The 13,865-nt window shown below is 39.0% G+C and carries 12 protein-coding genes; 6 read left to right on the top strand and 6 right to left on the bottom strand.

The window, feature by feature from the left end; genetic code table 11:
* Positions 1-485: 485 nt before the first annotated feature.
* On the bottom strand, positions 486-1,202 hold the full coding sequence (gene abaR, locus MSG95_RS14165) for a LuxR family transcriptional regulator AbaR (RefSeq protein WP_077164369.1): 717 nt from the start codon (positions 1,200-1,202) through the stop codon (positions 486-488).
* Between the two features lie 819 nt (positions 1,203-2,021).
* Between abaR and MSG95_RS14160 the strand changes: the two genes are divergently transcribed.
* Both MSG95_RS14160 and abaI read left to right on the top strand, forming a co-directional pair.
* Positions 2,022-2,438, top strand: a complete 417-nt coding sequence (locus MSG95_RS14160; RefSeq protein ID WP_077165060.1) for a DUF4902 domain-containing protein — start codon at positions 2,022-2,024, stop codon at positions 2,436-2,438.
* Between the two features lie 63 nt (positions 2,439-2,501).
* Entirely contained in the window at positions 2,502-3,068 is a 567-nt protein-coding gene (gene abaI / locus MSG95_RS14155; protein WP_077165061.1) for an acyl-homoserine-lactone synthase AbaI, read from the top strand.
* A 136-nt stretch (positions 3,069-3,204) separates the two neighbouring features.
* On the opposite strand, the gene MSG95_RS14150 is transcribed toward abaI, so the two are convergent.
* The gene (locus MSG95_RS14150; protein ID WP_077165062.1) at positions 3,205-4,716 is read right to left on the bottom strand and encodes a PLP-dependent aminotransferase family protein; all 1,512 of its coding nucleotides are present in this window, start codon (positions 4,714-4,716) and stop codon (positions 3,205-3,207) included.
* A gap of 273 nt (positions 4,717-4,989) precedes the next feature.
* On the opposite strand from MSG95_RS14150, the gene MSG95_RS14145 reads away from it, so the two are divergent.
* From MSG95_RS14145 to MSG95_RS14130, 4 genes are all read left to right on the top strand, one after another.
* Positions 4,990-5,385 carry a nuclear transport factor 2 family protein gene (locus tag MSG95_RS14145; RefSeq protein ID WP_077165063.1) on the top strand — a complete coding sequence of 132 codons (396 nt, stop codon included), beginning with the start codon at positions 4,990-4,992 and terminating at the stop codon, positions 5,383-5,385.
* 11 nt (positions 5,386-5,396) lie between these two features.
* Positions 5,397-6,833 carry an NAD(P)/FAD-dependent oxidoreductase gene (locus MSG95_RS14140; RefSeq protein ID WP_077165064.1) on the top strand — a complete coding sequence of 479 codons (1,437 nt, stop codon included), beginning with the start codon at positions 5,397-5,399 and terminating at the stop codon, positions 6,831-6,833.
* A gap of 58 nt (positions 6,834-6,891) precedes the next feature.
* Positions 6,892-8,331, top strand: coding sequence for an amino acid permease (locus MSG95_RS14135; protein ID WP_077165065.1), 1,440 nt, complete (start codon positions 6,892-6,894; stop codon positions 8,329-8,331).
* A 64-nt stretch (positions 8,332-8,395) separates the two neighbouring features.
* A complete protein-coding gene (locus MSG95_RS14130) occupies positions 8,396-9,292 on the top strand; it encodes an EamA family transporter (RefSeq protein WP_077165066.1) in 897 nt (298 codons plus the stop codon).
* A gap of 126 nt (positions 9,293-9,418) precedes the next feature.
* Here the strand turns inward: MSG95_RS14130 and MSG95_RS14125 are convergent, their stop codons facing one another.
* The 4 genes from MSG95_RS14125 to MSG95_RS14110 all read right to left on the bottom strand — a co-directional run bounded on the left by MSG95_RS14125 (position 9,419) and on the right by MSG95_RS14110 (position 13,861).
* A complete protein-coding gene (locus MSG95_RS14125; RefSeq protein WP_081410221.1) occupies positions 9,419-10,780 on the bottom strand; it encodes an MFS transporter in 1,362 nt (453 codons plus the stop codon).
* A 120-nt stretch (positions 10,781-10,900) separates the two neighbouring features.
* On the bottom strand, positions 10,901-11,926 hold the full coding sequence (locus MSG95_RS14120) for an enoyl-CoA hydratase/isomerase family protein (protein WP_077165067.1): 1,026 nt from the start codon (positions 11,924-11,926) through the stop codon (positions 10,901-10,903).
* A 12-nt stretch (positions 11,927-11,938) separates the two neighbouring features.
* A complete protein-coding gene (locus MSG95_RS14115) occupies positions 11,939-12,712 on the bottom strand; it encodes an enoyl-CoA hydratase (protein ID WP_077165068.1) in 774 nt (257 codons plus the stop codon).
* Positions 12,713-12,733: 21 nt separating this feature from the next.
* The gene (locus MSG95_RS14110) at positions 12,734-13,861 is read right to left on the bottom strand and encodes an acyl-CoA dehydrogenase family protein (RefSeq protein ID WP_077165069.1); all 1,128 of its coding nucleotides are present in this window, start codon (positions 13,859-13,861) and stop codon (positions 12,734-12,736) included.
* Positions 13,862-13,865 lie beyond the last annotated feature (4 nt).

Genomic DNA, 13,865 nt, shown 5'->3' with positions numbered 1-13,865 from the left:
CTAACAAACTCGATTTAGAAAATGTCAAGCCAATATTGTTAAGTTTATCTAAACCACAAAACATATTGAGTTCGAATTTTCATTTTTTCTTAACTTTAGGTTCGTATTTTAGATAAAATTTATGATTTTACTGGTTATATACAATCTAACTAAAAACCACATTTAATTCCAGAACTTTTAGCACCAATAAAAATCTTAATTTAATTATACTTAAGCTTTGATTAAATACTTAAAACTACATATATACATAAGTTGTGAAATTTATCTTACTATCCGACCATAAAAAATAAAAGTAAAATTAGAATTAAATATGTTAAAAAGAACTTTTTTTAATTTTGATAATTATTATATCTCAAATAAAAATTAAATTTAAAAAAAATAATTAAATTATTTATCTTTATTAAAATAAATAATTTTTTAAATTTAATTTAAAATATACATCACAACTATTTAACTTTAATATTATTTTTATTATAAACTTAGTTTTACAATAGTCCTAACATTACAGCACGAATTGCTGCTGAAATTTTATTATTCACATTTAGTTTTTGCATTGAATTACTCAGATGGAAATTTATGGTTCTTTCACTTACTCCAAGAATCTGTGCAATCTCAGCTGACGTTTTACCCTCAGCCGTCCAACGTAGTACCTCTTTTTCTCGGTTCGTTAAATATAGATTAAACTGAGAGAACTCAACATCATTTACAATTTTAGCAATGCTGGAATGCACAGTTTGAGTTAGCCAATACATATTTGTATATTGTGCCTTTTGTTCTTTTTCAGATAATTGGTCGCTGGATCTTGCCAAAGTTAGCATTCCACGTGTCCCAATGAAATCACGACTTGACTGTGCCCAACCAACATTTAAACCATAAGAACGCGCTTCCTCCCAGAAGTCTTTCTCTACTTGTGTATGAGTGTATTGACTTGACCAGACAAGAGGTTTCAGTGAAACCATACAGTGCTGAACAGTTGGGTCGACCTTAACATACTGCTGTTCCACATAGCGTTGCTGCCATGCTTGAGGATAATTATTCAGCATAATTGTTTTTGGTTCAGCAATAGATAATGGTGACTGCATACCATAAGCACAATAATCAAATCCAAGCTTTAATGCTGTCGATTTGACGACTTCAAATAATTGGTATTCATCTTGCACGATCAAAAATGCTGATAATAAATCCTCTTGCCAACTTTCCATTTGCTCTCATTAGACTCCGGCCAAAAATCATTTTTTGTTCAGTTTCATCTTATGAATCCAAGCAATCAAATTGAAGTATAGGCCTTATCTTTTACCCTTATTCCAATAAAGCGCTGCGAGAATCTAAAAGATTTTTAGGTACTAAAATATTTTGAACACCTATTCCTCTTTTATTGATTTCTCAATTGCAGATTTTGAATTCATCATTCAATTAACAACACTTTTAAGCCTAAATGGGTGCAAATTCTTCAGATAAACTAAATTTCTAAAAGCTTTTAAGGTTGTTATATTTCAGGTGCAGATTATGCTTGAAAAAAATTTTTTATAGGATGCATTTTATTCCAAAAAATAATTATTTTTAAATAAACACTAAGACTCCACTACTTATTATCAATGAGATATTTTTATTAATTTAATTTAATAATAACTTCTAACAACACCTAAAATTATGAAATTTTACCATTTATTATATATAGAAACTAAAAGCATCTACAATAATTTAAAAAAATCAAATAATTACACCATAATCTGTATTGCTTATGATTATCCTTTCAATAATGAGAATAGATAATCCATATAAAGTTCATCATCGGTCGTATGATTTCGTAAATTTCAACAAGTTATTTTCGACTAAAGAACTAAAGTTACTCTATTCTCATATAAGTAAATCTTAATATCCAAGCACCCCTCTAATAAGGTCAGCTTAACGATATAGGCCATGGAATTATCTTTAACCTGTTAAATATGACAGTATTTCATTGGCAATAATTTATGTTATTTATCAGTAGAATTCCATTTTAGGTTACTTAAACAGGTAGCATGGTCAGCATACCCACTCACTTTCCAATCTCAGCAGATGGTTTTATTCGGATGAATGAAAACCAGCTTATGAACCACTCTCTCCGACACATCTTATCCATTGTTGAATCAATACAAATCGAAGATTCACAAATTTTTTATTACGGTTTTACTGAATGGGCAACACTAAAGACCCCTGCTTTAAGTACTGGATGGGACTGGGTATTCATTGAGCAAAATGGAGCCGCTAGCTTAAAACGAATTGGCCTGCCGAGAAGCAATATCATGATTGTTGATGTATCTGGTACAGATATTGGATTTGATGTGACTGGATCATTAATCGAGAAGAAAATCGACAGCCTGTTCTGGGAACAGTTCATTTATGCCCAAATCAATACAAGATTAATAAAGTCTAAATTGAGCCCTAATTTCTCCTAGCAACCTGTAAATTTTTACAGTTACCGCCTTCCTAGGTGTTCAGTAAAGTCACATCAAAAATAAGTGGAAGCACTTGTAATGAATATTATTGCTGGATTTCAAAACAATTTTTCAGAAGGCTTATATACCAAATTTAAAAGTTACCGCTACAAGGTGTTTGTTGAACATTTGGGATGGGAGTTAAACTGTCCACATAATGAAGAATTAGATCAATTTGATAAAGTCGATACAGCTTACGTTGTCGCTCAAGACAGAGATTCCAATATTATTGGTTGTGCCAGATTACTACCTACAACTCAACCGTATTTACTGGGTGAAATATTTCCTCAATTAATGAATGGAATGCCTATTCCCTGCTCACCAGAAATTTGGGAACTCTCAAGGTTTTCTGCCGTAGATTTCTCGAATCCACCGACCACAGCGACTCAAGCAATATCATCACCTGTTTCGATTGCCATTCTGCAAGAAGCAATTAACTTTGCAAGAGAACAAGGTGCCAAACAACTTATTACCACCTCTCCTCTTGGGGTAGAGCGGTTACTACGTGCTGCTGGGTTTCGTGCCCATCGTGCAGGCCCACCAATGACGATTGATGGATATGCTATGTTTGCATGCTTGATTGAAGTTTAGTATCTAGCAAATTAGTAACGTATTGAAAAGCTGGGGCGTAAAAATAGAAACGTAGTACTTGAACCTCTTTTTTTTGTTCCAAATATCAGAAGAAGTAGTCGAAAACTAGTTCTCATTGGCTGGCTATAAAATATTTTTAATTATATTTCTTATAATCATTTACTGCCTGAGCTAAGGCCTGAATTCCCTCATCAATTTTATCGGCAGTAATAGATCCAATGCCTAGCCTTAAAAAATGTTGATGTTGATCTGTACTTAGAAAAAATGGCTGACCAGCCTCCACAAACACCCCTACATTAGCTGCGTATTGGGCCAGAACAGTACAATTGATATCACTTTGGGTATCAATCCAACATGCCGAGCCACCATTTAATGAATAAACTTTCCACGTAGGAAAGTAATGATGTATTGCTGTTATTAACTGCTCTCCACGATATTTATGGAGCTGAAATTGTCGGCGTAGCATACCATGGTAATAACCTTGATCAATAAAAAGGGCAAATACTCTTTGATTAAAAACATTGGGGTGCCGAAGCATTAGACGACGCAAATGACGCAATTCATTAATGAGTTCAGGGGCTGCTACGATGTATCCTAAGCGTAAACCTGGTGCTAGAGGCTTAGATAAACTCCCGATATAAACTACTCTCCCATGCCGATCTAAACTTTTTAATGCAGGGATCGTAGTATTTTGAACCAAAACCTGTGCATCGTATTCATCTTCTATAATGATACTGTCTTGCTGCTCCGCCAGTTGTAAAAGCTTTTTACGGCGTGAAGGAGACATAGTGATACCTGTTGGGCATTGTCGCCCTGGCGTCACATAAAAATAATCACAGCCCACAGCATTTGTTAGAGTAACGCCTTCATGATCGACCGCTAATGGCACAATATTTGGTGTATGCAACATAAAAATATTTCGTGCATCAGGATAGCCAGGGTCTTCTATACCAACACTTTGTTGTTCTTTAAGTAGTAGTGCTGCCAACATATACAATGCATGCTGGCTTCCTACCGTAAGTAATATTTGATTTTCTTTGGCCATAATTCCACGGGTCGGTAAAATATGTTGCCGTATTGCATTTATAAGGAAAGTATCATCACCTTGTTGTGTAATATCCCTTGCCCATATCGATGCATCTTTAGCTGATAAAGCTTTAAGAGCACACTCACGCCAAGATGAAGCCGGAAAACTTTCAAAGTCAGGCTGACCATATATAAACGGGTATGGGTAACTCATCCAATCCGCAGGCTTATTAATATGCCTTTGAGCTGATGGGCGAAGACAAAAGCGTGAAACCCATTCTGTAGATTTTGATGTTGTTTTTATCGTTTTGCTTTCACTACTATCAATTTGGAAGCTGGGATGCACAAAATGTCCACTACGTTGCCTAGACTCTAAAATACGTTCAGCTACGAGTTGTTGATATGCAATAGTCACAGTATTACGACCAACTCCAAGTTGATCTGCCAAATAGCGACTTGATGGAATAGCCATACCTGGCTTGAGATAACCTTGTACTAATGCAGTAAACATCATACGGCAAATTCTTCCCTGTAAATTGAGTCCACTTTGCTCAGTCTCTGCAAAGAATACGTTCCATATACTTGGTGCTACTGAGCTTGTTACAAACTGATCTCTTTCCATAGTGCATTTCTCGACCTATTTTGAAGCCAAAATGCTTAACGTGGTGCATTTTGCCTCTGAAGACCTATGATTTACCGAAATCTGGCATCATAAATACAAATGCAAGACCTATTCCAATATATAAAAAATCTAAAAAAAATAATAAATTTTAAATATTTAAATTAATTTAAATCTGGCTCCATCAAAAACTTAAATCTGGTACTACGGCGAATTGCTCTATTTCACTACAGTTTAATCATCAAAATGGATTCGTATGTATTTGGAGTTAAAAAGATGAAACAAACTCAACTTTTGCAACTAATCACTGACTTTTCTACAGCATGGAATAAACACGATGTAGAGCAACTCATGGACTGTATGCATTCTGATTGTTGTTTTGAAACAGTTGCAGGTGATGAGGTATACGGTACACGTATTCAAGGACATGAATCTGTTCGTCAAGCATTTGAAAATACTTTTAAAAGTTTCCCTGATGCACAGTGGCTTAATGGTAAACATTGGTTGAGCGAAGATGCGCTATACGGAATTTCTGAAACTACATTTACAGCATCAACCCCTGAAGGTGGAAAAATTGAAGCCAACATGGTTGATGTTTTCACCTTTAAAGATGGAAAAATTTTAGTCAAAAATGCATTCCGTAAAAATCGCCCTGTGCAAGCAGTCGCTTAAGGAGCCTGCCCATGAATCATTCAGTACAACAATTAACTTCTCTAGACAAAATAGTTGATCCAATATCTGAACCCATTCATCGTGGCTTTAAAATCTACAACGCTAAATTTGATCCGTTGACAGATAAAATCGTAACTGGCAACGAACAATACGCACCAACCTACTGGGTTGCAACGGCTGGAACACCTCCCGATGATGATGGCCCATTATCAGGTGATACAGAGGCCGACATTGTCATTATTGGTGGCGGTTTTACTGGTCTTTCAACTGCTTTAACTCTTGCAGAACAATTTGGCACTGCGCCATTAGTTCTTGAAGCAAATCGTAGTGCATGGGGTTGTACAAGCCGAAATGGTGGACAAGGTCAAAATGCTTCTGGTCGGTTATATCGTTCACAATGGATCGAAAAATGGGGACTAGATATAGCCAAACGTTTAGATGCAGAAATCCGCGAAGGTTTTGATTATTTTAAACATCTGGTAACTGGTATTGAATGTGATGCACAAGATGGTGGGCATTTATATATTGCTCATCGTGCAAAAAAACTGGCTTTTTTAGAAAACGAAGGCAAAGTCATGAAAGATGTGTTTGGTTATAACACTCGTATGCTAAGCCGCGAACAACTTCACGAAGAGTTTGTTGGAGACCAAGAAGCTGCCGGTGCGTTACTCGAACCTGATGGTATTGGTGTACATCCATTAAAATTAGCTTTTGGATATTTAAAAAGAGCGCGTGCTGCCGGCGCGAAAGTACATACCTCAAGTCCTGTATTAGATTGGGAAACACGTAATGGTATTCATTATCTACGTACCCCCCATGGCACAGTCAAAGCTAAACGAGTCGCTGTAGCAACAGGTGGTTATACACCTAATGGTTTGCATCCAAGCTTGTCTGGCAAAATCATGCCAATTTTATCTAATTCTATTGTCACCCGTCCTTTAACAACTGCTGAGCTTAGAGAAGCAGGCCTACATAGTACAACCTTCATTACAGATACTCGCACTCTACGCCACTATTACCGCTTATTACCTGATGGTTCAGTACAGTGTGGCAGCCGAAGTGCTTTAACAGGAGCCGATGCAAATAACCCTGTACATCTAGAGCGTTTAAAAGAAGGACTCTATCGCAAGTTCCCAAGCTTGCGTGGTATACCGATTGCATATTCATGGTGGGGCTGGGTCGATGTCAGTCATGACATGATGCCACGGATTGTACAGCCTAATCCTGATGAAACTATCTATTATGCAATTGGCTATGGCGGCAATGGCGTATCTTTTTCAGCAATGGCAGGACGCCGTCTTGCAGAACGAGTAATGGGCATTCAACGTCCACAATTTGATCTACCTATTTATCAGTCACCATTACCTTCACATTTATTTCGACCTTTTAGACGGTTGGGGCAAGCCTTGTTGTACCGCTGGTATTACTTAAAAGACGAAATGCTTTAAGTGTTATTCAACGATCAGCCTAACGATACGGTTATAAAAATTATGAGGGGAGTCAGCCATGTATGATTCAGATTCAAACCAAGATTTAAAAAGTAGCTTAAAGCCACGCCATGTCCAGATGATGGCGCTTGGTGGTGTCATTGGTATGGGGCTATTTGTAGGTAGCTCAGTAGTGATTCAATCTGCTGGCCCTGCAGCCATTCTTTCATTTCTTATCACGGGTATATTAATCATTTTAGTGATGCGTATGTTGGGGGAGCTAGCCACTGCTTCACCGGTAACAGGCTCCTTCTATGCTTACGCTCGATATGCTTTTCAAGATTCACCATTTTTATCTCGCCTCGCTGGATTTATGACAGGCTGGATGTATTGGTATTTTTGGGTAATCGTGATTGCCCTTGAGGCAATTGTTGGAGCTAAACTTCTCGCTTACTGGTTACCTGATATTCCCCAATGGATCGTGAGTCTGGTTCTGCTCGTTCTATTAACCGCAACCAATTTGTTCTCTGTCAAATCTTTTGGTGAATTTGAGTTTTGGTTTTCATCTATAAAGGTTGCAGCAATTGGGGTATTTATTTTCCTTTGTTCATTATATTTATTTGGTTTCTGGCCAAACCATCAAGCTTCAGGATTAGGTGAATTATTAAAGCATGGTGGCTTTATGCCAAATGGTTGGATTCCTGTGTTATCAGGTGCAGTTGCGGCTACTGGTTTTTATTTTGGTGCTGAAATTGTCACAATTGCTGCAGCAGAAACAAAAAATCCAGAGCAGTCTGTTGCTAAGGCAACTCAATCTGTTATCACTCGTGTGTTGCTCTTTTATGTTTGCTCAATCTTTTTAGTCGTATGCCTTGTGCCGTGGAACAGTCCTGATATCACAACACCTTATGTAAGTGCACTTAAAGTACTCAATATCCCTTTTGTTGCAGACATTATGAATGCTGTCATTTTAGTTGCGGTGCTAAGTTGTCTAAATTCAGGAGTCTATGCTGCAAGCCGTATGTTGTTTGCTTTAACCAAAAATGGTGATGCCCCTCGTGCCTTAACCAAATTGTCTAAAAATGGTGTCCCAGTTCGTGCCATCTTATTCAGCACACTATTTGGTTATATTTCCATTTTAGCTTCGTATTTTTCACCTGAGGGCATCTTTCCTTTCTTGGTCGAGTCTTATGGTACGGTAGCTTTATTTGTTTATATCATCATTGCCCTTTCTCAAATCCGTTTACGTCGTCACCTAGAACGTGTTGCCTCTGAACGAATTAAAGTTCGTATGTGGTGTTTCCCATACCTCAGTTATGTTGCCATTATTGGTATGGTTTGTATCTTTGCCGCAATGTCCCTCATTCCAAGTTTACAAAAAGCGTTCTGGTTCGGTATTGCTAGTGCTGCGATTTTATTCTGCATTTTTATGATTCGTGACTATGTGGAACTACTTAAATTACGTAATCAACACCCCAAGTTAGATAATCTCGTTCCTGCGAAGCATAACAAAATCTAACCTCCTCTCGTTTACATGACCTGTCTTTTAGATAGGTCGTAAATCTCTTTTCAGGAATAAGCACATGTTGTTGAAAGATAAACTCGCTGCTTTTGCAGTGGTGTTCATCTGGGGCATTAACTTTTATTTTATGAAAGTTGGTGTGAGTGAAATTAGCCCCATGATGTTAGGATGTTTACGATATATTTTAGTTCTAGTCCCCGCTCTACTTTTTATTCGTATTCCACAAGTCGGATGGAAATGGCTCTTGGCATATGGGTTTATTAGCAACTTTTCTCAATTTGCTTTTATGTTTAGTGCTATTGCCACAGGTATGCCTACTGGACTAGTTGCTTTAGTTGTTCAATCACAAGCCTTTTTTACAGTGATGATTGCTGTATTTCTTCTCAAGGAGCAAGCATCTTGGAATCAATGGTTAGCGATCGTTATCGCATCATTAGGACTACTACTGATTGCATTAGGTCAACAGCATAGTCATATCCCTTTATTAGGTTTGATACTCGTTTTGTGTTCAGCATTCTCTTGGGCATGTGGAAATATTGTTATAAAAAGAATGGGTTCCATTAATCCAATCGGGTTAGTCGTTTGGGGAAATATTCTTACACCTCTTTGGTTTTTATTATTCGCTATCCAAGATATTGGTTGGCAAGGTGTCATTGTAGACTGGCAAGCCTTAACATGGCGTGGTCTGGGAGCTGCTGCTTTCTTAGCTTATTTCGCAACAATTATTGGATATGGGTTATGGATTTATTTGCTTACACGTTATCCAGCAGCCAAGATTAGTCCACTTTCGTTATGGGTTCCTGTCATTAGTATGATTTTTGCCACTATTTTTTTAGATGAACATTTAAACAACTGGCAATGGTTTGGTTCTATTGTTGTGATGTTAGGTTTAATGGTTCATCTACTTGGACAAAAAATCAAAATGCATTTGATTGGAAAAAAGCCACTTCACCCCTAACACAATATATTTGTATAAAAAGCAATCTCATCTCTGCAACAGCTATATATCGTCATTATCTTAATTTTATAAGCTTACCCTAATAGAGGCCTAAGAAAAACTTAGGCCTATATCCTCCCAAATAGCTCAAGAATGATCTGAAGCATTCGTATTAAGATTTAAATTTTTAGGCTTTGTTTGATGCTTATCTATTACAAAGCTTTGATCACGTGGCATAAATGAAGTTGATATAATCGCAACGATAGCCATAGATCCAATATAAATCATAATTAAATATGGATTACCCTGCCCGATACTTAAAAGTTTCGTTGCAATTAACGGCGCTAAACCACCACCAAGCACACCTGCTAACTGTACCGAAATTGAAATTCCGCTATAACGAATTTCTGCTGGAAATTGACGGGCAAAAAGCTGAGCTTGCGGCGCATACATAATTGGGAATACAACACCAATTGCTAAAACAATGGCTGTCCAGACTAATACCGGATCTTTGGTGTTGAGCATGGTAAAAAATGGATAGCTGTAAAGCGCCAGTATGCATAGACCAAACATAAACATATTGCGTTGGCCAACCTTATCAGACAAATGTCCACACAACGGCGTCATAAATAAAATAACTATTGCACCGCAAATGGTGGCAAACAAAATGTCTTGGCGTGCGATTCCAAGTTGCGAAGTGGTATAAGCCAATGTAAAGGTTGAAGCAATATAGAACCATGCATTTTCGGCAGCACGCGCCAAAATAATGGTGATGAGTTGCTTTGGATGATTTTTAAAAACTTGCAAGGCAGGAACTTTGACTTCTTCGGACTGCTGTTTTACTTTTTCAAAATCTGGTGACTCTGGTACTTTTACCCGAATGTACCAACCCACTGCCAGTAAAATAATGCTGGCAAGAAATGGTAAACGCCAGCCCCAGCTAAACAATGCTTGCTCAGGTAATAACGACACCAGTCCTAATGCAATCGAGGCTAGCATTAAGCCACCACCCGTACTGGCTTGTGGTAAACTTCCCCAAAAACCCTTACCGCCTTCGGGAGCATGTTCAACGGCCATAAGCACCGCACCGCCCCATTCACCACCCATAGCCATACCTTGAATGAATCGTAAGACAACCAAACCAATTGCAGCCCAGTATCCAATTGATTCGTAAGTCGGTAATAAGCCAATGAGTACCGTTGGAATTCCCATGAGCATCAGAGTCAGTAGTAACATCGATTTACGGCCAATCTTGTCACCAAAATGACCAAAGACTAAACCACCAAGTGGACGGCCAATAAAACCAACGGCATAGGTAGCGAATGCCGCAAGTACACCTGTAAGTGGGTCTAAGTTAGGAAAAAATAGCTTGTTAAAAATCAGCGCTGCCGCCGCACCATAGATAAAAAAGTCATACCACTCAATGGTAGTGCCGACCATGCTAGAGATGCCTGCTAATCGATGTGGCGACTTTTTAGGATGTGAACCGTTTCCATGTATTGATTGCATCGTAATATCCTTTTTAGATTTTCTTGTTTTATCTTTTTTATGCTTATGACCAACCCTGACCATAAGCATTTTTAGGTCTCGCTTTATCTCCTTAAGCTTTTTAGAGTTGCGTAATAAGGCTTAGCTCAATTTTTCTAAAATTGGCTCAAATTTCGAATTACGTTCTTGCCACTGTGGTTGTTTGTCTTTATCGACAATGAGAGCACGGACACCTTCAATAAAGTCACCATGCTCAAACCAGATATCCTGTAAATCACGTTCAAGCTGCATACACTGCGGTAAAGAAAGCCCACGCCCTAAATGTTGCAATTTCAAACTGGTTTGTTTGGCTATAAATGAGCGCTGCTGCAAAATACTGAGCATCTTACTTGCCCAAGTCTTTAAGCTTTCATCTTGTTCATTTTCAAGACTTTGCTCAATTTCATCTAAATGCTGATATCCGAAGTGTTTACGAATACCTTCAGCCAATTGTTTGAGTTCACTTTCAGCAGGGCGAGTAATAAATCGGGTAATGATGCGTTCAATTCCCTCTTTACTTAAACTTGGCGCTTCAACCAGAGCATCTTGCAAAGCTTGTAACTGCTCGCTTGGCACATGGTAGTCAATTAAATCGAGATAGAGCGCATCGCTGCTGCTGATCTGCTCGCCCGTAATTGCCATATAAACGCCAATATCATCAAGGCGAGACAGGAAATGCGTTGCGCCAACGTCTGGGAAAAAGCCAATCGCTGTTTCAGGCATGGCAAATCTGGACTTTTCACTGCTCACAACAATGTGACAAGCTTGAGCCAAGCCAAATCCGCCACCTAAAACATAGCCATCAAGCAAGACGATGACTGGCTTTGCATATTCACGCAGTATATCTAGCATTTTATATTCGGCACTAAAGTAGCCTTTGTAATCAGCCGTGCCATTTTTATAACTGTCGTAGAGATAGCGAATATCGCCACCTGCACAGAAGGCTTTTGGGCTATTTGACTTAATTAATACTGCCTGAACAGCAGCATCATTTCGCCACAGTTCCAATTGGGCACCAATACTTTTAATCATGTCTAGCGACAATGCATTGAGATGAGTCACACGGTCTAAGGTAATAATGCCCAACTTACCTTGTTGCTCAATCATTAAGTGATTTTCTGTATTCATTTTATTGATCTCTTACTGATTTTTAAAATTTGGTTTTCGTTTTTCAACGAACGCCTGCATTCCTTCTTTTTGGTCAAATGTTGCAAATATTGAATGGAACATGCGTCTTTCAAAACGCAAGCCTTCAGTCAGATTCACTTCAAAAGCTCGGTTGATGGTTTCTTTAAGCATCATATTTGCTGTTAAAGAGCGTGCCGCAATTTTTTCAGCTGCTTGCAAGGTTTGTTCAAGTAATTCTTCTTTGCTAAACACACGTGCAACTAAACCACTTTGCTCTGCTTCTACAGCGCCCATTTGACGAGCTGTAAAACACATTTCCATTGCTTTGGCTTTACCAATGGCATGGGTTAAGCGTTGTGTACCACCAATACCAGGAATTACACCTAAAGTGACTTCGGGTAAGCCAAACTTGGCGTTTTCAGCACAATAGATAAAGTCACACATGAGCGCCAGTTCACAGCCACCACCTAACGCATAGCCGCTGACTGCTGCAATTAGAGGTTTACGGCGCTGTGCAATACGGTCTGCAAGATGGAAAAAGTCATCAAAATAAATATCAGGAAATGCTAAATCAGCCATTTCTTTAATGTCTGCACCTGCGGCAAAAGCTTTTTCAGAACCTGCCAATACCATGCAGCCAATTTCGCGGTCTTTTTCGAGCTGATCTAATGCCTGATTAATTTCACAAATTAATTCGCTGTTTAAAGCATTGAGCGCTTGAGGGCGATTTAATGTAATCAGTCCAACCCCATTACGCTTTTCTAATAAAATACTTTGCCACTGCATTATTTATTCCTTGTTCTGATTTTATAGACTACGTGCAATCACTAAACGTTGGATATCACTTGTGCCTTCGTAAATTTGACAAATACGCGCATCACGATAAATACGCTCAATTGGGAAATCTCTGAGGTAACCATAGCCACCAAACACTTGTAGTGCGCTCGAGCACACACGCTCAGTCATTTCTGAAGCAAATAACTTAGCCATTGAAGCTTCGTTGAGACACGGTTGACCTGCTTCTTTTAAACGCGCTGCGTAGTGAACCAGTTGTCTCGCTGCTTCAATTTCAGTTGCCATGCTAGCAAGACGAAACGCGATGGTTTGATGCTCAAAAATTGGTTTTCCAAAAGTAATACGCTCTTTGGCATAACGAGTCGCCTCTTCGAGCGCCGCACGTGCTAAACCGACTGCTTGTGCAGCAATACCAATACGTCCACCTTCTAAATTGGCAAGAGCGATTTTCAAGCCCTCACCTTCTTTACCTAGCATCAGGCTTTTATGAACGCGTACATCGGTCAGCGCAATCTGACAGGTATCTGACGCATGCAGACCGAGCTTTTCTTCTACACGAATCACTTCATAGCCCAGTGTTTCGCGTGGGACTAAAAATGCACTAATGCCCTTTTTACCTGCGCTCGGATCGGTCACGGCAAACACGATAATGACACCGGCATTATCACCCGAGGTAATAAACTGCTTAGCACCATTTAAGATGTAATCATCGCCATCTTTCACCGCTCGGGTTTTAATGGCTCCCGCATCCGATCCTGTATGCGGCTCAGTTAGGGCAAAAGCACCGATCATTTCACCTTGTGCCAGAGGTTTTAAAAAGCGCTCTTTTTGCTCGTCGGTACCAAACTTTAAAATAGGCACACAACCAACCGAGTTATGTACACTCATGATGGTCGAGGTTGCACCATCTGCCGCCGCAACTTCTTCGAGTGCCAATACATAGGCTAAGTTACCCGTGTCTGAACCGCCCCATTGCTCTGAAACAAGCATACCCATAAAACCGAGTTGCCCCATTTGAGCCAGAGTCTCTTTTGGGAAAGTTCCGTCTCGGTCCCAATCGCTAGCATGAGGCTTAATTTGTTCTTGGGCGAAACTTTTCGCCATGTCACGGATAAGTAATTGTTCTTCGGTAAATTGCATTATT

The organism is Acinetobacter sp. IK23 (assembly GCF_035615275.1).
Classification (GTDB): Bacteria; Pseudomonadota; Gammaproteobacteria; order Pseudomonadales; family Moraxellaceae; genus Acinetobacter; species Acinetobacter seifertii.
The sequence above is the reverse complement of the archived record's forward strand: the minus strand, read 5'-3'. Positions and strand labels throughout refer to the sequence as shown.

Coding starts and splice junctions, on each gene's coding strand:
- MSG95_RS14130 (WP_077165066.1), top strand. CDS start 8,396: ATGTTGTTGAAAGATAAACTCGCTGCTTTTGCAGTGGTGTTCATCTGG.
- MSG95_RS14120 (WP_077165067.1), bottom strand. CDS start 11,926: ATGAATACAGAAAATCACTTAATGATTGAGCAACAAGGTAAGTTGGGC.
- MSG95_RS14110 (WP_077165069.1), bottom strand. CDS start 13,861: ATGCAATTTACCGAAGAACAATTACTTATCCGTGACATGGCGAAAAGT.
- MSG95_RS14145 (WP_077165063.1), top strand. CDS start 4,990: ATGAAACAAACTCAACTTTTGCAACTAATCACTGACTTTTCTACAGCA.
- MSG95_RS14125 (WP_081410221.1), bottom strand. CDS start 10,780: ATGCAATCAATACATGGAAACGGTTCACATCCTAAAAAGTCGCCACAT.
- MSG95_RS14135 (WP_077165065.1), top strand. CDS start 6,892: ATGTATGATTCAGATTCAAACCAAGATTTAAAAAGTAGCTTAAAGCCA.
- MSG95_RS14160 (WP_077165060.1), top strand. CDS start 2,022: ATGGTCAGCATACCCACTCACTTTCCAATCTCAGCAGATGGTTTTATT.
- MSG95_RS14150 (WP_077165062.1), bottom strand. CDS start 4,716: ATGGAAAGAGATCAGTTTGTAACAAGCTCAGTAGCACCAAGTATATGG.
- abaR (WP_077164369.1), bottom strand. CDS start 1,202: ATGGAAAGTTGGCAAGAGGATTTATTATCAGCATTTTTGATCGTGCAA.
- MSG95_RS14115 (WP_077165068.1), bottom strand. CDS start 12,712: ATGCAGTGGCAAAGTATTTTATTAGAAAAGCGTAATGGGGTTGGACTG.
- MSG95_RS14140 (WP_077165064.1), top strand. CDS start 5,397: ATGAATCATTCAGTACAACAATTAACTTCTCTAGACAAAATAGTTGAT.